Below are 19,394 nucleotides of genomic sequence, written 5' to 3' on the forward strand. Positions count from 1 at the left end.
ATGTCCGATTCCCGTTACCAGGTCGATGTCAGCGTCGTTACCCACTATCTGGCAGACCAATCGCAACCCGAGCACGACCGCTTCGCCTTCGCCTACACCATCACCGTGCAGAACAATGGCGACCTACCGGCTCGACTGATGTCGCGACACTGGGTGATCACTGACGGTGACGGGCATGAAGAGCAAGTCCGTGGCGCCGGCGTCGTTGGCCAGCAACCGTTGATCGATGCCGGCCAGAGCCACACCTACAGCAGCGGCACAGTGATGACCACCAAGGTTGGCACCATGCAGGGCACCTATGAAATGGTCGCCACTGACGGCAAACATTTCGACGCCATCATCAAGCCTTTCCGCCTGGCGGTGCCCGGAGCCCTGCACTGATGGCGACGTATGCCGTCGGCGACCTGCAAGGCTGCCTCGAACCGCTCAAGTGCCTGCTCAAGCAAGTAGCGTTCGACACAAAACTCGATCGGCTATGGCTGGTGGGTGATCTGGTCAACCGTGGCCCGCAATCACTGGAAACCCTGCGCTTTTTGTATGGCATGCGTGAATCGCTGGTCTGCGTGCTCGGTAACCACGACCTGCATCTGCTGGCTGCGGCTAAAAATATCGAGCGCTTAAAGAAGTCCGACACCCTGCGCGAGATTCTCGAAGCGCCGGACTGCGCCGAATTGCTTGAATGGGTGCGCCAGCAAAAGCTGATGCACTACGACGAGCTGCGTGACGTCGCCATGGTTCACGCCGGCATTCCACCACAATGGTCACTGCGCCGCGCCTTGAAGTGTGCTGACGAAGTCGAAACCGCGCTGCGTGACGACAATCTGTTTCCGGCCTACCTCGACGGCATGTATGGCAATGAGCCAGCGAAATGGGACAACGACCTCAAGGGCGTAGCCCGCCTGCGCGTCATCACCAACTACTTCACGCGCATGCGGTTCTGTACCGCCGAGGGCAAGCTCGACCTCAAGAGCAAAGAAGGCCTTGATACTGCCCCACCCGGCTACAAACCGTGGTTCCAGCACAAGGAGCGCAAGACCAAAGGCTTGCGGATCATCTTCGGCCACTGGGCGGCACTCGAAGGTAATATCCATGAGCCAGGCATCTCGGCGCTGGACACCGGGTGTGTCTGGGGCGGCAGCCTGACCCTGATGAACGTCGACAGCGGCGAACGCCTGTCGTGCAAATGCGATGAACACGGTGGTCTCGCCCCGACCGTCGCACCACTTATCCCCCAAACTTCGCCAGTCAGCGCACCGCGTTAGACTGCGCTTTCAGCCGAGCAACAGGAACCCGCCATGAGCGAATTCAAACGAATCCCCCCGGAACAGGCCCAGGCCCTGCGTGAACAAGGCGCCGTTGTCGTCGATGTCCGCGATCCGGCAACTTTTGCCGCCCTGCACATCAGCGGCTCGAAGCATCTGGACAATCATTCCCTGCACGCTTTCATTCAAGGCGCCGACCTTGATGCACCGACCGTCGTGGTCTGCTATCACGGAAACTCCAGCCAGGGCGCCGCGGCTTACCTGATCAGCCAAGGCTTCTCCGACGTCTACAGCATGGACGGCGGCTTCGAGTTGTGGCGTACGACTTATCCTGCGGAAACCGCCCAAGGCACCGCCGAATAATTTTTTTGTCACGCGCAGGCCCCGGCTGCCGTGGGCCTGCGCGGGCAGACGAACGGTCTTGCCACAACTAATTACGTATCTCGCCTTTACCTCCTGAATTCCCAACTATCCTTAAGCCCAGGCCATCCAAAACAGGGGAGAGCCGGTACACCGGCGCACGGGTCATCGGGAGTGACTTTCACGATTGTCGATCGTGAAAGTGTTCTGGGGGGTAAACAATCGGCTGCTACTGCAGCTGCTTGCCAGCATCGACTGAGTGATCCGGCGTCGGCTCCACGTATCGAGCGAGGTGACGTCATGAGTATCTTTAGCCACTTCCAACAACGCTTCGAGTCCACACGCCAGGAAGAACTCTCGCTGCAAGAGTACCTGGAGCTGTGCAAGAAAGACCGTAGCGCTTACGTTTCCGCCGCCGAGCGTCTATTGCTGGCCATCGGCGAACCGGAACTGCTCGACACCTCGACCAACTCGAGGCTGTCACGCATCTTCTCCAACAAGGTGATCCGTCGCTATCCGGCCTTTGAAGACTTCCACGGGATGGAAGAATGCATCGACCAGATCGTCTCGTATTTCCGCCATGCCGCCCAAGGCTTGGAAGAGAAGAAACAAATCCTCTATCTGCTCGGCCCCGTCGGCGGCGGTAAATCGTCTCTGGCCGAGAAACTGAAACAACTGATCGAAAAAGTGCCCTTCTACGCAATCAAGGGCTCGCCGGTATTCGAGTCGCCACTGGGTCTGTTCAACGCCACCGAAGATGGCGCGATCCTCGAAGAAGACTTCGGTATACCACGGCGCTACCTGAACACCATCATGTCGCCATGGGCGACCAAACGCCTGGCCGAATTTGGCGGCGACATCAGCCAGTTCCGCGTGGTCAAACTGTATCCGTCGATTCTCAATCAGATCGCCGTGGCCAAGACCGAACCGGGCGACGAGAACAACCAGGACATTTCCGCGCTGGTCGGTAAGGTCGACATCCGTAAACTTGAGGAATACCCACAGAACGACGCCGACGCTTACAGCTACTCCGGTGCGCTGTGCCGGGCCAACCAGGGCCTGATGGAATTTGTCGAAATGTTCAAAGCACCGATCAAGGTGCTGCACCCACTGCTGACCGCGACTCAGGAAGGCAACTACAACAGTACCGAAGGCCTCGGCGCGATTCCGTTCACCGGGATCCTGCTCGCCCACTCCAACGAGTCGGAGTGGCACACCTTCCGCAACAACAAGAACAACGAAGCGTTCATCGACCGGATCTACATCGTCAAAGTGCCTTACTGCCTGCGCGTCAGCGATGAAGTGAAGATCTACGACAAACTGCTGTTCAACAGTTCCCTGGCCAAGGCGCATTGCGCCCCGGACACCTTGAAGATGCTGGCGCAGTTCACTGTGTTATCGCGCCTCAAGGAGCCGGAAAACTCCAATATCTATTCGAAAATGCGCGTCTACGACGGCGAAAACCTCAAGGACACCGATCCGAAGGCCAAGTCGATTCAGGAATATCGCGACTCGGCAGGTGTTGACGAAGGCATGAACGGTCTGTCGACCCGCTTTGCGTTCAAGATCCTGTCCAAGGTCTTCAACTTCGACCCGCATGAAATCGCCGCCAACCCGGTGCACCTGCTTTATGTGCTGGAACAGCAGATCGAACAGGAACAGTTCCAGGCTGAAACCCGCGAGCGCTACCTGCGCTACCTGAAGGAATACCTGGCGCCGCGTTATATCGAATTCATCGGCAAGGAAATTCAGACCGCGTACCTCGAGTCTTACAGCGAGTATGGCCAGAACATTTTCGACCGTTACGTGCTGTACGCAGACTTCTGGATTCAGGATCAGGAGTACCGCGATCCGGAAACCGGCGAGATCCTCAACCGCGTGGCGCTGAACGAAGAACTGGAAAAAATCGAGAAACCGGCCGGCATCAGCAATCCGAAGGATTTCCGCAACGAGATCGTCAACTTCGTCCTGCGCGCCCGGGCCAACAATAACGGCAAAAACCCGACTTGGCTCAGCTACGAAAAGCTGCGCGTGGTCATCGAGAAGAAAATGTTCTCGAACACCGAAGATCTGCTGCCAGTCATCAGCTTCAACGCCAAGGCCAGCAAGGAGGATCAGCAAAAGCACAACGACTTCGTCACTCGAATGGTCGAACGCGGCTACACCGACAAACAGGTACGGCTTCTTTCCGAATGGTACCTGCGGGTACGGAAGTCGCAGTGAAGCAGCTGCAAGCTTCTAGCTACAAGCTGCAAGAACAAAGCGCGTAACCCAGTGATCCCCGGGAACCTGCTTTTACTTGCGGCTTGGAGCTCACAACTTGAAGCTGCCCGGAGGGCTTCCTATGAGTTATGTGATCGACCGACGTCTGAATGGCAAGAACAAGAGCACGGTGAACCGCCAGCGTTTTCTGCGGCGTTACCGTGACCACATCAAGAAGGCCGTCGAAGAGGCGGTCAGCCGGCGCTCCATTACCGATATGGAGCACGGCGAACAGATCAGCATTCCCGGTCGCGACATCGACGAACCGGTGCTTCATCACGGCCGCGGCGGCAAGCAGACCGTGGTTCACCCCGGCAACAAGGAATTCACTGCCGGCGAACACATTGCTCGGCCACCCGGCGGTGGCGGCGGACGCGGTCCGGGCAAGGCCGGTAATTCCGGCGAGGGCATGGACGAGTTTGTCTTCCAGATCACCCAGGAAGAATTCCTCGAGTTCATGTTCGAAGACCTCGAGCTGCCGAATCTGGTCAAGCGCAACCTCAGCGGTACCGACACCTTCAAAACCGTGCGGGCCGGGATCAGCAACGAAGGCAACCCATCACGCATCAACATCATCCGCACGTTGCGTTCGGCGCATGCACGGCGTATTGCCCTGTCTGGCAGCAGTCGGGCGAAACTGCGCGAAGCCAAAGAAGAACTTGAGCGTCTGAAACGTGAAGAGCCGGACAACTTTGGCGATATTCAGGAACTCGAGGCCGAAATCGAAAAACTCAGCGCGCGCATCCATCGTGTGCCGTTCCTCGACACCTTCGACTTGAAATACAACCTGCTGATCAAACAGCCCAACCCCAGTTCGAAAGCCGTGATGTTCTGCCTGATGGACGTCTCCGGCTCCATGACCCAGGCGACCAAGGACATCGCCAAACGCTTTTTCATCCTGTTGTATCTGTTCCTGAAACGAAACTACGACAAGATTGACGTGGTATTCATCCGCCACCACACCAGCGCTCGGGAAGTCGACGAAGAGGAGTTTTTCTATTCGCGGGAAACCGGCGGCACCATCGTCTCCAGCGCCTTGAAACTGATGCAGGAGATCATGGCCGAGCGTTATCCAAGCAACGAGTGGAACATCTACGCGGCCCAGGCTTCCGACGGCGACAACTGGAACGATGACTCGCCGATCTGCCGTGACATCCTGATCAACCAGATCATGCCTTTTGTGCAGTACTACACTTACGTGGAGATCACCCCGCGCGAACATCAGGCCTTGTGGTACGAGTACGAACGTATCGCCGAAGCCTTTTCTGACACTTTTGCCCAGCAGCAACTGGTCTCGGCCGGGGATATCTATCCGGTCTTCCGTGAACTCTTCCAGCGCAGGTTAGTGACATGACCGCCAAAGAGCAGAAGCGCCAACCCATTTCCACCGGCTCCGAATGGACGTTCGAGCTGATCCAGACCTACGACCGCGAAATCGCCCGGATCGCGGCCCGCTATGCCCTGGATACCTATCCCAACCAGATCGAAGTGATCACCGCCGAGCAAATGATGGATGCGTACGCCTCGGTGGGCATGCCACTGGGTTATCACCACTGGTCCTACGGCAAACACTTCCTCAGCACCGAAAAATCCTACAGCCGTGGGCAGATGGGCCTGGCCTACGAAATCGTGATCAACTCCGATCCGTGCATTGCCTATCTGATGGAGGAGAACACCATCTGCATGCAGGCGCTGGTCGTGGCGCACGCATGCTATGGCCACAACAGTTTCTTCAAGGGCAACTACCTGTTCCGCACCTGGACCGATGCCAGCTCGATCATCGATTACCTGGTGTTCGCCAAGCAGTACATCATGCAGTGCGAGGAGCGCCACGGCATCGACGCGGTGGAAGACCTGCTCGACTCCTGCCATGCGCTGATGAACTACGGCGTCGATCGTTACAAGCGTCCGTATCCGATTTCTGCCGAAGAGGAGCGGCGCCGGCAGAAAGATCGCGAAGAGCACCTGCAGAAGCAGATCAACGATCTGTGGCGCACCATTCCTAAAGGCGCGGACAAATACAGCGACAGGGACAACGCGCGCTTCCCGGCCGAGCCGCAGGAAAACATCCTCTACTTCATCGAGAAACATGCGCCGCTGTTGGAGCCGTGGCAGCGCGAAATCGTGCGTATCGTGCGCAAGATCGCCCAGTATTTTTATCCACAACGCCAGACCCAGGTGATGAACGAAGGCTGGGCGACGTTCTGGCACTACACGCTGATGAACGACCTGTACGACGAGGGGCTGGTCACCGACGGCTTCATGATGGAGTTCCTGACGTCGCACACCAGTGTGGTGTTCCAGCCAGGTTTCGATAGCCCTTACTACAGTGGCATCAATCCTTATGCACTGGGCTTCGCCATGTACCGCGACATTCGGCGCATGTGTGAAGAACCTACCGAAGAAGATCGTCACTGGTTCCCGGAAATTGCCGGTACGGACTGGCTATCGACCATCAAGTTCGCCATGAGCAGCTTCAAGGATGAGAGTTTCATCCTGCAATACCTGTCACCGAAAGTGATCCGTGATCTGAAGCTATTCAGCATCATGGATGACGATCAGAAGGACGACTTGTTGGTGCCTGCAATTCATGACGAACCCGGTTACCGGATCATTCGCGAAACCCTCGCTGCGCAGTACAACCTCGGCAATCGTGAGCCGAATGTGCAGATCTACAGCATCGATCGGCGCGGCGATCGCTCGCTGACCTTGCGTCACCAGCAGCACGATCGCAAACCGCTGGGAGACTCCACTGACGAAGTGCTTAAACATCTGCATCGCCTGTGGGGCTTCGATATCCATCTGGAAACCCTGCAAGGCGACCAGATCATGAAAACCCATCACGTTCCGCCACGCAGCGAACACAGCGAAGGGGATTACGGTCGACTCGACCTCGCCGTGATTCATCTTTGATCCGCTTCCAGCCTCCGAAAGTTCGACGCAAGGGTTATCCTGTCGGGCTAACGGAGGTTTTTTATGCAGATTTTCAAGGTTGGCGGTGCCGTACGTGATCGCTTGCTGGGCAAACCGGTCACGGACATCGATTGGGTGGTGGTCGGTGCCACCACCGAAGAAATGCTCGCCCAGGGTTATCGCCCGGTCGGTGCGGATTTCCCGGTTTTTCTTCATCCAAAAAGCGGCGAGGAATACGCCCTCGCCCGCACCGAGCGCAAAAGCGGGCGCGGTTATGGCGGCTTCACTTTTCACGCCAGCCCCGAGGTGACACTTGAAGAAGACCTGATCCGCCGCGACCTGACCATCAACGCCATGGCCGAGGACAATCAGCAGAATCTGACTGATCCATACCAGGGTCAGCGCGATCTTGAAGCGAGAATCCTGCGTCACGTATCCCCGGCGTTCGCCGAAGATCCCCTGCGTGTCCTGCGTGTAGCCCGCTTCGCGGCGCGTTATGCCGGGCTCGGTTTTAGCGTTGCGCCGGAGACGCTAGAGCTGATGCGTCAACTCAGCGAATCCGGTGAACTGGAGGCACTGACCGCTGAGCGCAGTTGGAAAGAAATTTCCCGCGCACTGATGGAAGATCAACCGCAGGTGTTCGTTCAGGTGTTGCGCGACTGCGGCGCGCTGAAAGTGCTGATGCCAGAAGTCGACGCGCTTTTTGGAGTGCCGCAACCGGAAGCGCATCATCCGGAAATCGACACCGGCCTGCACACGCTCAGCGTGCTGGAGCAGTCGGCGCTGCACAAACAACCGCTGACCGTGCGCTGGGCGTGTCTGCTGCACGACCTCGGCAAAGGCCTGACCCCGGAAGAAGAGTGGCCACGACACATCGCCCATGAGCACAAAGGGCTGAAGCTGATCAAAGCGGTCAATGAACGTTTCAAGGCTCCGAAGGACTGCCAGGAATTGGCTTTGCTGGTAGGCCAGTTCCACACCCACGGTCATCGGGCGCTGGAGCTGAAAGCCTCGACACTACTGGAGTTACTGCAAAGTTTTGATGTGTATCGCCGACCACAGCGCTTTGAAGAGTTTATTGCGGCATGCGAAATGGATGCTCGCGGACGCAAAGGGCTCGAGCAGAGAAGTTATCCACAGGCCGATTATTTACGTGGTGCGGCGAAGGCAGCACGGGAAGTCGCGGTGCAGCCATTGCTAGAGAAGGGATTCAAAGGCCCGGAGCTAGGCGAAGCGCTGAAGCGTGAGCGACTGAAGGCGCTGAAAGCCTACAAAGACGCGGCGTCCGCTTGAAAAGCTTCGCGAGCAGGCTCGCTCCCACATTTTGGAATGCATTTCCCTGTGGGAGCGAGCCTGCTCGCGAAGACGTCAGTCGATCTAAAGCAAATCTGAAGGCGTGAGCCGCTGCCCGCGCCACTCGAACGCAACCGGCGCCAGCACCTGATCAATCTGCGCCTCAGCCCACAACGTCGCGAAGCTTTTTCCCACACCCGGATGCATGCGATCCGGCGCAATCAGCGACAACGGCCACAACACAAAGGCATTTTTCAGAATCTCGGCACGCGGCAAAACCAACCCGTCGAAATTCCCCGCCAGTTCGCCATACAGCAGCACGTCGATATCCAGCGGCAAGCCTTTGCGATCAGGCGCGTAGCGGCCGTTATCCGCCTCAATGAATTTCAAGCGGCGATCCAGTTCCATCAACGGCAGGTCGGTATACGCCGACACCACAAAATTGAAGAACGGCCCGCTCTTGATCCCCACTGGCTGGCTCTCGAACACCGCGGAACAGCGGATATCCACCAGAAACGTCGCCAAAGCGTCGAGACCAGCGCACAAATGGATTTCGCGCTCGATATTGCTACCGAGCCCGAGGTACACCTGAGTCAGCGACATCCGCGCTCGATCTCCACACCCACGCCGCCCTTAGCCGCTGGCACCGCACCAGGCTTGGTCAGCTTCAGCCGCACCCAGGTGATGTCGAATTCGCTCATCAGTACTTCGACCAGACGCTCGGCGAATGTCTCGACCAGTTGGAACTGAGCCTGTTCGGCAAAAGCCTGAATGCGCGTGGACACGCTGGCATAGTCGAGCGCCAGGGTCAGGTCGTCACCGGCGGCGGCCGGGCGATTGTCCCAGGCGAAGCTCAGATCAAGTCGCAGGCACTGTCGGATGCCGCGCTCCCAGTCGTAGGCACCGATCACGGTGTCGACTTCCAGGCCCTCGATAAACACTCTGTCCAAGCACTTCTCTCCACTGCACGACAAGGGCGCAATGCGCCGTTAGAATCAGGGCGTCCTCGCCCGGAATAGTTAGCATGTTTTGGTTACTGGCGACTTTCGCCTACCTGCTCGGCTCGCTGTCCTTCGCCATTTTGCTCAGCCGCCTGACCGGAAATCCGGACCCGCGAATGAGTGGCTCGGGCAATGCCGGCGCCACCAACATGCTGCGCCTGGCCGGTCGCAAACTGGCGATCCTGACCCTGCTGGGTGACCTGTGCAAAGGCCTGGTGCCGGTGCTGATCGCCTCGGCTGTCGGCCTTTCGCTGCAGGATCAGGCGTGGATCGGCGTGTGCGCCGTGATCGGTCACCTGTTCCCGCTGTACTTTCGCTTTCGTGGCGGCAAGGGTGTCGCCACCGCTGCCGGCATGCTGCTGGGCCTGTATCCGCCCGCCGCGCTGCTGGCAGTATGCGCTTGGTTGCTGACGTTTTACCTGACCCGCACCAGCTCGCTTGCAGCGCTGATCGCCACGCCACTGACCCTACCGTTGCTGGCCTGGCAGGAACCGGAGGCGCTGTTGCCGATGAGCGCGCTGACACTGCTGATCGTCTGGCGCCACCGCGGCAATCTACGCGACCTGTTTGCCGGGCGCGAACGGCATTTCTGAATACCGTCCATGAGCGCCACTCATCACAGCGCCGACAACTGCTCCATCGGCCAGCGCGCCTGCACGCTGATTGCCAGACTTTCCTGCTGACCGGCCTGCAAGCGCTGGCAACCGGCAAACGCGATCATCGCGCCATTGTCGGTGCAGAACTCGGGACGGGCGTAGAACACATCACCTTTCATGTCGCCGAGCATCTTTTCCAGCGAAACGCGCAGGGCCTTGTTGGCGCTGACGCCACCAGCGATCACCAGACGCTTCATGCCGGCCTGCTTAAGGGCCCGTTTGCACTTGATGGTCAAAGTCTCCACCACGGCCTGCTGGAACGCCAGCGCGATGTCGCAACGGGCTTGCTCGTTGTCGTCCCCGGCGCTGACGCACTGCTGCCAGGCGTTGAGAGCAGAGGTTTTCAGACCACTGAAGCTGAATTGCAGACCCGGACGATCACACATCGGACGCGGGAAGGTAAAACGTCCTGCGCCCCCCTTCTCGGCCAGTTTGGCGATTTCCGGGCCACCCGGATAATTGAGGCCCATCATTTTCGCGGTTTTGTCGAACGCTTCGCCGGCGGCATCGTCGAGCGTTTCGCCAAGCAGACTGTATTGACCGATGCCATCGACCTGAACCAGCTGCGTATGACCGCCGGAAACCAACAAAGCGACGAACGGGAATTCTGGCGGTTTCGGCTCCAGCATCGGCGCCAGCAAATGCCCTTCCATATGGTGCACACCGAGCGCCGGAATGCCCCAGGCAAAGGCCAGCGCCTGAGCACAGGAAGCACCGACCAGCAGCGCGCCAACAAGCCCAGGACCCGCGGTATAGGCGATCGCATCGATCTCGGTCGGCACGCAGTCCGCCTCGGCCAACACCTGACGAATCAAGGGCAGCATGCGCTTGACGTGGTCACGCGAGGCCAGTTCCGGCACCACGCCGCCATAGGCGCGGTGCAGGTCGATCTGGCTGAACAGCGCGTCAGCCAACAGGCCACGCTCACTGTCGTATAATGCGACGCCGGTTTCGTCGCAGGAGGTTTCTAATCCCAGTACTAGCATGGGTTTGCGCCTTGTTTAGGCTGAATTCGAAGGCGCGCATAATAGTCCCCGCGTGATGCCCCGACCAGCGGTTTTCGATCAGAGGCTTTGCATTCCGAGCGATGAGGGGTTAACATCCGCAACCCTTAAAAACCGACGTCTTCAAGTGCTCTTTTGCCGCGAGGATGTTGACCCCGGTAATGAATGAAGGTAGCTCTGGATGCCAGCCGTCAAAGTTAAAGAGAACGAACCCTTCGACGTAGCTCTGCGTCGTTTCAAGCGCTCCTGCGAAAAAGCCGGTGTACTGGCTGAAGTTCGTAGCCGCGAATTTTACGAGAAGCCAACTTCTGAGCGTAAGCGCAAAGCAGCAGCCGCTGTTAAGCGTCACGCCAAGAAAGTTCAGCGCGAACAGCGCCGCGCCGTTCGTCTGTACTAATACACAGACGTTCGTTGCAAGCTTCTTTGCCTAAGCCCGGCTCTCAGCCGGGCTAATGGCATTTGCGTAAAACGCTTGATGCTTCAACGTCGAAGCCGCACACGCGACCTAGACGAATCTGCTTCACACGTCAGACCTGGCTCTTTTGCCAGCGGTGCACGTCTTTTCTGACGAGCCTTTCAAGGCTACTGACGAGCACACCCACTGATTCCTCTTACGACGATCAGCCCAAGGCACCTGCATGCGTGCCCGCTTTATTGAGCTATCCGAGGCCCCTAACCGGCCGTCAGCGGATTCAGCGCAACACTTTCAAATAGTCGAAGACTGATGAGTACTAACGTCAGGGGATTTTCGGCAGATACACTTCCCGACAGCGATTACGCAGACGACACCGGTCGAGCCGCATATTTTGCGCGCTTCAAACAATGACCCGCGTCCGGCAGCCTTACGCATCGGACTTATTACAGCGCAGACGACGAGTACGCCATGGCCGGGCTGATTCCCCAGAGCTTCATTGACGACCTGCTGAACCGCACCGACATCGTCGATGTGGTCAGTTCGCGCGTGCAATTGAAGAAGGCCGGCAAGAACTACACCGCTTGTTGCCCGTTTCACAAAGAGAAAACCCCGTCTTTCAGCGTCAGCCCCGATAAGCAGTTCTATTACTGCTTCGGCTGCGGCGCCGGCGGCAATGCCCTCGGCTTTCTCATGGATCACGACAACCTGGATTTCCCCCAGGCCGTCGAAGATCTGGCGAAAGCCGCCGGCATGGAAATCCCTCGCGAAGAAAGCGGCCGCCCGCACAAACCGCGCCAGCCAACCGATTCGCCGCTGTATCCGCTACTCACCGCTGCCGCCGATTTTTACCGGCAAGCCCTCAAGAGCCATCCATCGCGCAAAGCTGCGGTGGATTACCTCAAGGGCCGCGGCCTGACTGGCGAGATCGCCCGGGATTTCGGGCTCGGCTTCGCGCCGCCCGGCTGGGACAACCTGTTCAAACATTTGAGCAGCGACACGCTTCAACAGAAAGCCATGATCGACGCCGGCCTGCTGATCGAGAACGCCGAAACCGGCAAACGCTATGACCGCTTCCGCGATCGCGTGATGTTCCCGATCCGCGACACCCGTGGGCGCATCATCGCCTTCGGCGGCCGCGTACTCGGCGACGACAAGCCCAAGTACCTGAACTCACCGGAAACCCCGGTATTCCATAAAGGTCAGGAACTCTACGGCCTTTATGAAGCACGCAAGAACAACCGTAACCTCGACGAAATCATCGTCGTCGAAGGCTATATGGACGTCATCGCCCTCGCTCAGCAAGGGCTGAAGAATGCCGTCGCGACGCTCGGCACCGCGACCAGCGAAGAACATTTGAAGCGTCTGTTCCGCGTAGTGCCGAACGTGCTGTTTTGCTTCGACGGCGACCAGGCCGGCCGCAACGCCGCATGGCGCGCACTGGAAGCAACGCTTTCAAGCCTGCAGGACGGGCGTCGTGCACGCTTTCTGTTTCTACCCGAAGGCGAAGACCCGGACACCTTGGTTCGTGCCGAAGGCACTGACGCATTCAAGGCCCGGATCAATCAGCACGCTCAGCCGTTGGCGGATTATTTCTTCCAGCAACTGACCGAAGAAGCCGACCCGCGCTCGCTTGAGGGCAAGGCGCACATGGCCACCCTTGCCGCACCGCTGATCGACAAAGTACCCGGGGCAAACCTGCGCATTCTGATGCGTCAGCGCCTGACCGAAATTACTGGCCTGAGCAGCGAGACCGTCAGTCAGCTAGCACAAAGTGCGCCGCAGGAAGCACCGCCCGCCTACGATCCGGGTATCGATTACGACGCGATGCCGGATTACAGCGACTACCATCAGCCGCAGGCACAAGACATGTATGTGCCGCAGCAGGAGTGGACGCCAAAGAAACCCGGCGCTGGCGGCAAGAAATGGGACAAGAAACCCTGGGACAAGAACGGCAAACGTGGTGAGCGCGGCCCATATGTACCACCCCGCACCGAAATCGCGGTCGAACCTCCAATATTTACCGCAATTCGCACCCTTATCCACCACCCCGATATGGCTGCCAAGGTTGAAAGCGCCGACCATTTTGCTAATGAGGCAAACAAGTATGCGCAACTACTGGTAGCCCTCATTGAGTCCTTGCAGAAAAATCCTCAGCTAAACTCATTTCAGTTGATGTCCAGATGGCACGGTACTGATCAGGGCCGCCTACTCAAGCAGCTCACGGAAAAGGAATGGTTAATTCAGGGGGATAACCTTGAACAACAGTTTTTAGACACCATTACTAAGATATCCGCTGGCCAAAACATACAAACTCTGGACGAGCTCATCAAAAAGGCGAGCGACCCAGCAATGACCGCGGAACAAAAAATGCAGATAGCAATCCAGATGCGCGACCTATTTTCCGCATCAAACCCGACCTCAACTGGCGCGTGAGGTCATAGCTCAGGTATAATCCTCGGCTTGTTTTTTGCCCGCCAAGACCTTCAGTGGATAGGGTGTTATGTCCGGAAAAGCGCAACAGCAGTCTCGTATTATTGAGTTGATCAAACTGGGTCGTGAGCAGAAGTATCTGACTTACGCCGAGGTCAACGACCACCTGCCCGAGGATATTTCAGATCCTGAGCAGGTGGAAGACATCATCCGCATGATTAACGACATGGGGATCCCCGTACACGAGAGTGCTCCGGATGCGGACGCCCTTATGTTGGCCGACGCCGATACCGACGAGGCCGCTGCGGAAGAAGCAGCAGCCGCGTTGGCAGCGGTGGAGACCGATATCGGTCGCACCACTGACCCAGTGCGCATGTACATGCGTGAAATGGGTACGGTCGAGCTTCTGACTCGTGAAGGCGAAATCGAAATCGCCAAGCGTATCGAAGAGGGCATCCGTGAAGTGATGAGCGCAATCGCGCACTTCCCTGGCACGGTTGACCACATTCTCTCCGAGTACACCCGCGTCACCACCGAAGGTGGTCGCCTGTCCGACGTCCTGAGCGGTTATATCGACCCGGACGACGGCATTGCGCCGCCAGCCGAAGTGCCGCCGCCTGTCGAAGCGAAAGTGGCGAAAGCCGACGACGAGACCGACGACGATGAAGCCGAATCTTCCGATGACGAAGAAGAAGCCGAAAGCGGTCCGGATCCGGTCATTGCTGCCCAGCGCTTTGGCGCCGTGGCTGATCAGATGGAAATCACCCGCAAGGCCCTGAAAAAGCACGGTCGCAACAACAAGGCAGCGATTGCCGAGTTGCTGGCACTGGCCGAGCTGTTCATGCCGATCAAACTGGTACCGAAGCAATTCGAAGGCCTGGTCGAGCGTGTTCGCGGTGCCCTGGATCGTCTGCGTCAGCAAGAGCGCGCGATCATGCAACTGTGTGTACGTGATGCACGTATGCCACGCGCCGATTTCCTGCGTCAGTTCCCGAGCAACGAAGTCGACGAAAGCTGGTCCGACGCCCTGGCCAAAGGCAAGAGCAAGTACGCCGAAGCCATTGGCCGCGTGCAGCCGGATATCATTCGTTGCCAGCAGAAACTGATCGCGCTGGAAACCGAGACCGGTCTGACCATCGCAGAAATCAAGGACATCAACCGTCGCATGTCGATCGGTGAGGCCAAGGCCCGCCGCGCGAAGAAAGAGATGGTTGAAGCCAACCTGCGTCTGGTTATCTCGATCGCCAAGAAGTACACCAACCGCGGCCTGCAATTCCTCGATCTGATCCAGGAAGGCAACATCGGCCTGATGAAAGCGGTGGACAAGTTCGAATACCGTCGTGGTTACAAGTTCTCGACTTATGCCACCTGGTGGATCCGTCAGGCGATCACTCGCTCGATCGCCGACCAGGCCCGCACCATCCGTATTCCGGTGCACATGATCGAGACGATCAACAAGCTCAACCGTATTTCCCGGCAGATGTTGCAGGAAATGGGTCGCGAACCGACCCCGGAAGAGCTGGGCGAACGCATGGAAATGCCTGAGGACAAGATCCGCAAGGTATTGAAGATCGCTAAAGAGCCGATCTCCATGGAAACCCCGATCGGTGATGACGAAGACTCCCACTTGGGTGACTTCATCGAAGACTCGACCATGCAGTCGCCAATCGATGTCGCCACTGTTGAGAGCCTGAAAGAAGCGACTCGCGAAGTGCTGTCTGGCCTCACTGCCCGTGAAGCCAAAGTACTGCGCATGCGTTTCGGTATCGACATGAACACCGACCACACGCTCGAAGAAGTGGGCAAACAGTTTGACGTAACGCGTGAGCGGATCCGTCAGATCGAAGCCAAGGCGCTGCGCAAGCTGCGCCACCCGACGCGAAGCGAGCATCTGCGCTCCTTCCTCGACGAGTGATACCAGAACCCCCGGCCCAGGCCGGGGGTTTTGTTTATATGGCAGATTAAATCCTTCGCAACACCCCTCCCCCGCATACCCCGTCTACACTCGAAACAATCATCCCCGAGCCATAACGAGAGCGTTATGCCCAGATTGGCGTCCGTGCTTTTTTTGCTGTCACTGATGATCTGGACCGCAACGGCTGACGCGCTGACTCTGACTGATGAAGAACGTAGCTGGCTGGCGGCTCACCCGGACTTGCGCCTGGGTGTAGATGCTTCGTGGCCGCCCTTTGAATTTCGCGACGACCAGAATCGCTATCAGGGCTTGGCGGCCGACTATATCGATGTGATTCGCCAACGCCTGGCGATCAAGTTGACCCCCATTGAGCCAGTGAGCTGGACGGTGGTGCTGGAGCAGGTCAAATCGGGCAAAATCGATCTTCTCCCCGGCATCATGTCCACCCCTGAGCGCCAGACCTACCTGTCGTTCACCCGCCCTTATCTTGATTTCCCGATTGTCATACTTGCCCACATCGGCGGCGCGCAACCGCGCAAGCTCGACGACTTGTACGGTTTGAAAATCGCCGTGGTGGAAAACTATGCACCCCACGAACTGCTGCGCACCCACCACCCTGATCTGAATCTGGTGGCCATGCCCAATGTCAGTTCGGCGTTGCAGGCACTGGCGACCGACGAAGTGGACGCTGTGGTCGGCGACCTCGCTTCGAGTGTCTGGAGCCTGCGCCAGCTCAAGCTCGACGGCCTGTACGTCAGTGGCGAAACCCCGTATCGCTACCAACTGGCAATGGCCGTGCCCCGCGATAACAAGGTACTGGTGGGGATTCTCGACAAAGTGCTCGCGGACATGAGTCCTGATGAAATCAGCAGCATTCAGGAGCACTGGGTCGGTAACGTCCTTGATCATCGGACATTCTGGTCGGATCTGTTGATCTACGGTTTGCCGGGGCTGTTGCTACTGGTGACGATCCTCGCCGTGGTGATCCGTATCAACCGCCGCCTGAGCTCGGAAATCGCCCGACGCATCGACCTCGAACAGGAGCTGCGCAGCAGCGAATATCACTATCGCGGACTGGTCGAGAGCCTGTCAGCCATCGCCTGGGAAGCGCGGATGAGCGACTTCACCTACAGCTATGTCTCGCCCCACGCCGAAGACTTGCTCGGCTATCCACAATCGCACTGGTTGATCCCCGGCTTCTGGCACAACATCATTCACCCGGCGGATCTGACCCGTACGCAGAGTTACTGCAAAGAAGCCCTCAGCGAGGGCCGTGATCACATCGTCGACTATCGAGTGATCACCGCCGACGGTCGCTGCTTGTGGGTGCGCGACATCGTCAGCCTGATCGAACATGGCCATGAGCCTGTGATGCGCGGTTTGATGATCGACATCAGCGAAATCAAGCGCACTGAAGAAGCACTGCAGCTCTCGGAGCAAAAGTTCGCCTCGGTCTTCCAGCAGTGCCCGGACATTCTGGTGATTGCACGGCTGTCCGACGGTTGCCTGCTCGAGGTCAACGAAGCGTTTGAAGAACAGATCGGACTGAAAGCTGAAGAAGTGCTGGGGCAAACGGCGACCGACCTGAATATCTGGGGCATTCCCGGCGTCGGTCCGGGGCTGCTGCAGCGTTTGCAGGCGGGCAGTATTCGCAATCTGGAGATGCCCTTTCGCCGCAACAACGGCCAGTTGTTCACCGGCCTGATCTCCGCCGAACCCTTCGATCTGGACACCACGCCAGCCCTGGTGGTCGTTGTGCGTGACATCACCCAGCTCAAGGAAACCCAACAGCAACTGCAAACCTCCGAGGAGAAGTTCGCCAAAGCCTTCCATGCCTCACCGGACGGTTTGTTGTTGTCGCGCCAGAGCGATGGTTTGCTGCTGGAGGTCAACGAAGGTTTCAGTCGCATTACCGGTTTCAATAGCGCCATGTCGGTGGATCGTTCAGCGCTGGATCTGGGGATCTGGGTCAACCTCAACGAGCGCAAACAGATGCTCGATCTGTTGCATCGCGACGGCTTCGTCCGTGACTTCACCTGCCATATCCGCCGCAGTGACGGGCAGATTCGCCTCTGCGAAGTCTCCAGTCGTCCGCTGCCGATCGGCGAAGAAGACTGCATGCTGACCATCGCCCGGGACATAACCGAGCGCCATTTGATGCAGGAAAAACTGCAACAGGCCGCCACCGTGTTCGAAAGCACCGCTGAAGGCGTATTGATCACTGACACCCAACAGCACATCAGCGCGGTCAACCGAGCCTTTACCGAGATTACCGGTTACAGCGAAAGCGAAGCGCTCGGCCATACACCACGCTTGCTCGCCTCCGGCCTGCATGACAGCGCGTTCTACGCGGCAATGTGGCACCAGTTGACCGACGAAGGTCACTGGCAGGGCGAGATCTCCAACCGGCGCAAGAACGGCGAGTTGTACCCGAGCTGGCTGACCATCAGTGCTGTGCGCAACCGCGACAAGTTCATCACCCACTTTGTCGCGGTGTTTGCCGATATCTCCAGCCTCAAGCACGCACAGGCCAAGCTCGACTATCAGGCGCACCACGACCCACTTACCGGCCTGCCGAACCGCACGCTGTTCGAAAACCGTTTGTTGATGGCGTTGAACAGTCAGCAGGAAAACGGCGGTCAGGGCGCGGTGCTGTTTCTCGATCTCGACCGCTTCAAACACATCAATGACAGCCTCGGTCACCCGGTTGGCGACCTGCTGCTCAAGGGCATCGCCGTGCGCCTGAAAGAGCAACTGCGCGACATCGATACCGTGGCGCGTCTGGGCGGTGACGAATTCATCATTCTGCTGCCCGGCCTGCAACAGGCCAGTGATGCCGACAACATCGCCACCAAACTGCTCAATTGTTTCGGTGCGCCGTTCCAGGCTGGCGAACATGAGTTCTTCATCAGCGCCAGCATTGGCACAAGTCTCTATCCTCGGGACGGCTGCGACGTCGCCACGCTGGTGAAAAACGCCGACGCGGCGATGTACCGCTCCAAGGCCAAGGGCCGCAACCGCGTCGAGAGCTACACCCGCGACCTCACTGCCCAGGCCAGCGAGCGCATTGCACTTGAGCACGAACTGCGCCGGGCCATTGAACGGGATGAGTTGTTCCTCTACTACCAGCCGAAAATCAGCCTCGACGACCACCGCCTGGTCGGTGCTGAAGCGCTGATCCGCTGGCGTCACCCAACCTTCGGCGACGTGCCGCCAGAGCACTTCATTCCGCTGGCCGAAGAGAACGGCATGATTCTGCAGATTGGTGACTGGGTGCTCGAGACCGCGTGCCGGCAGATGTTCGAATGGAATCAGGTCTACGACAGCCTCGGCCCACTCTCGGTGAACCTCGCCGGCGCGCAACTGCGTCAACCGAATCTGCTCGGGCGCATCGAACAGCTGCTCAACGACAACCGCCTGCAGCCGGATTTACTGCAACTGGAAATTACCGAGAATTTCATCATGAGTCAGGCCGAAGAGGCGCTGGCCGTGCTGCACCAGCTCAAACACCTCGGTGTACAACTAGCGATTGACGACTTTGGTACCGGTTATTCTTCGCTCAGTTACCTCAAACGCCTGCCGCTGGACATCCTCAAGATCGACCAGTCATTCGTCCGCGGACTGCCCGACGACCCCCATGACGCGGCCATTGTCCGGGCCATCATCGCGCTGGGACGGAGCATGCAATTCACCGTCATCGCCGAGGGCGTGGAAACCCAGGCCCAACAACAATTTCTCGCTGCCGAAGGCTGCGAACAGATCCAGGGCTACATCGTCAGCCTGCCGTTACCGCCGGAAGAATTCGCGGCAACGTTTCTTCGTGTAACCGTATCGGATTTTTCGGATAGCACAGCCGAGAAACCGTCGCTATAATCCGCGGCCT

15 protein-coding genes are annotated in these 19,394 nt (G+C 58.2%); 12 read left to right on the forward strand and 3 right to left on the reverse strand.

Going from position 1 to position 19,394, the window contains the following annotated elements:
- The 7 genes from apaG (at window position 1) to PspR84_RS26430 (ending at window position 8,090) form a co-directional block, all read left to right on the forward strand.
- Entirely contained in the window at window positions 1-381 is a 381-nt protein-coding gene (gene apaG / locus PspR84_RS26400) for a Co2+/Mg2+ efflux protein ApaG (protein ID WP_160059650.1), read from the forward strand.
- On the forward strand, window positions 381-1,262 hold the full coding sequence (locus tag PspR84_RS26405; RefSeq protein WP_160059651.1) for a symmetrical bis(5'-nucleosyl)-tetraphosphatase: 882 nt from the start codon (window positions 381-383) through the stop codon (window positions 1,260-1,262). The genes apaG and PspR84_RS26405 overlap by 1 nt, the downstream gene beginning before the upstream one ends.
- A 33-nt stretch (window positions 1,263-1,295) precedes the next feature.
- Window positions 1,296-1,625, forward strand: coding sequence for a thiosulfate sulfurtransferase GlpE (gene glpE, locus PspR84_RS26410; protein ID WP_016983139.1), 330 nt, complete (start codon window positions 1,296-1,298; stop codon window positions 1,623-1,625).
- 297 nt (window positions 1,626-1,922) lie between these two features.
- Complete coding sequence (locus PspR84_RS26415; RefSeq protein WP_007910115.1) at window positions 1,923-3,845, forward strand: PrkA family serine protein kinase; 1,923 nt, start codon at window positions 1,923-1,925, stop codon at window positions 3,843-3,845.
- A 121-nt stretch (window positions 3,846-3,966) separates the two neighbouring features.
- Complete coding sequence (locus PspR84_RS26420) at window positions 3,967-5,238, forward strand: YeaH/YhbH family protein (protein WP_160059652.1); 1,272 nt, start codon at window positions 3,967-3,969, stop codon at window positions 5,236-5,238.
- Entirely contained in the window at window positions 5,235-6,797 is a 1,563-nt protein-coding gene (locus PspR84_RS26425) for a SpoVR family protein (protein WP_160059653.1), read from the forward strand. Before PspR84_RS26420 ends, PspR84_RS26425 begins: the two co-directional genes overlap by 4 nt.
- A gap of 63 nt (window positions 6,798-6,860) precedes the next feature.
- Window positions 6,861-8,090 carry a multifunctional CCA addition/repair protein gene (locus PspR84_RS26430; protein WP_160059654.1) on the forward strand — a complete coding sequence of 410 codons (1,230 nt, stop codon included), beginning with the start codon at window positions 6,861-6,863 and terminating at the stop codon, window positions 8,088-8,090.
- 84 nt (window positions 8,091-8,174) lie between these two features.
- Here PspR84_RS26430 and folK read toward each other — a convergent pair whose 3' ends face one another.
- The gene (folK, locus tag PspR84_RS26435) at window positions 8,175-8,693 is read right to left on the reverse strand and encodes a 2-amino-4-hydroxy-6-hydroxymethyldihydropteridine diphosphokinase (RefSeq protein ID WP_160059655.1); all 519 of its coding nucleotides are present in this window, start codon (window positions 8,691-8,693) and stop codon (window positions 8,175-8,177) included.
- On the reverse strand, window positions 8,684-9,040 hold the full coding sequence (gene folB, locus PspR84_RS26440; protein ID WP_160059656.1) for a dihydroneopterin aldolase: 357 nt from the start codon (window positions 9,038-9,040) through the stop codon (window positions 8,684-8,686). Before folB ends, folK begins: the two co-directional genes overlap by 10 nt.
- 74 nt (window positions 9,041-9,114) lie before the next feature.
- Here folB and plsY point away from each other — a divergent pair, with 74 nt between their 5' ends.
- Window positions 9,115-9,684, forward strand: a complete 570-nt coding sequence (gene plsY / locus PspR84_RS26445) for a glycerol-3-phosphate 1-O-acyltransferase PlsY (RefSeq protein WP_038363312.1) — start codon at window positions 9,115-9,117, stop codon at window positions 9,682-9,684.
- Between the two features lie 23 nt (window positions 9,685-9,707).
- Here the strand turns inward: plsY and tsaD are convergent, their stop codons facing one another.
- The gene (tsaD, locus tag PspR84_RS26450) at window positions 9,708-10,733 is read right to left on the reverse strand and encodes a tRNA (adenosine(37)-N6)-threonylcarbamoyltransferase complex transferase subunit TsaD (protein ID WP_160059657.1); all 1,026 of its coding nucleotides are present in this window, start codon (window positions 10,731-10,733) and stop codon (window positions 9,708-9,710) included.
- A gap of 199 nt (window positions 10,734-10,932) precedes the next feature.
- Here tsaD and rpsU point away from each other — a divergent pair, with 199 nt between their 5' ends.
- From rpsU to PspR84_RS26470, 4 genes are all read left to right on the forward strand, one after another.
- Window positions 10,933-11,148 (forward strand): 30S ribosomal protein S21, encoded by a 216-nt coding sequence (gene rpsU, locus PspR84_RS26455; RefSeq protein WP_002551877.1) that lies wholly within the window; start codon window positions 10,933-10,935, stop codon window positions 11,146-11,148.
- Between the two features lie 486 nt (window positions 11,149-11,634).
- Window positions 11,635-13,599: a DNA primase gene (gene dnaG / locus PspR84_RS26460; protein ID WP_160059658.1), complete on the forward strand. Its 1,965-nt coding sequence runs from the start codon at window positions 11,635-11,637 to the stop codon at window positions 13,597-13,599.
- Between the two features lie 67 nt (window positions 13,600-13,666).
- Window positions 13,667-15,511: an RNA polymerase sigma factor RpoD gene (rpoD, locus tag PspR84_RS26465; RefSeq protein ID WP_077574775.1), complete on the forward strand. Its 1,845-nt coding sequence runs from the start codon at window positions 13,667-13,669 to the stop codon at window positions 15,509-15,511.
- Between the two features lie 126 nt (window positions 15,512-15,637).
- Window positions 15,638-19,384 carry an EAL domain-containing protein gene (locus PspR84_RS26470; protein ID WP_160059659.1) on the forward strand — a complete coding sequence of 1,249 codons (3,747 nt, stop codon included), beginning with the start codon at window positions 15,638-15,640 and terminating at the stop codon, window positions 19,382-19,384.
- Window positions 19,385-19,394: the final 10 nt, after the last annotated feature.

Origin of the sequence: Pseudomonas sp. R84, assembly GCF_009834515.1 — a bacterium.
Taxonomy (GTDB): domain Bacteria; phylum Pseudomonadota; class Gammaproteobacteria; order Pseudomonadales; family Pseudomonadaceae; genus Aquipseudomonas.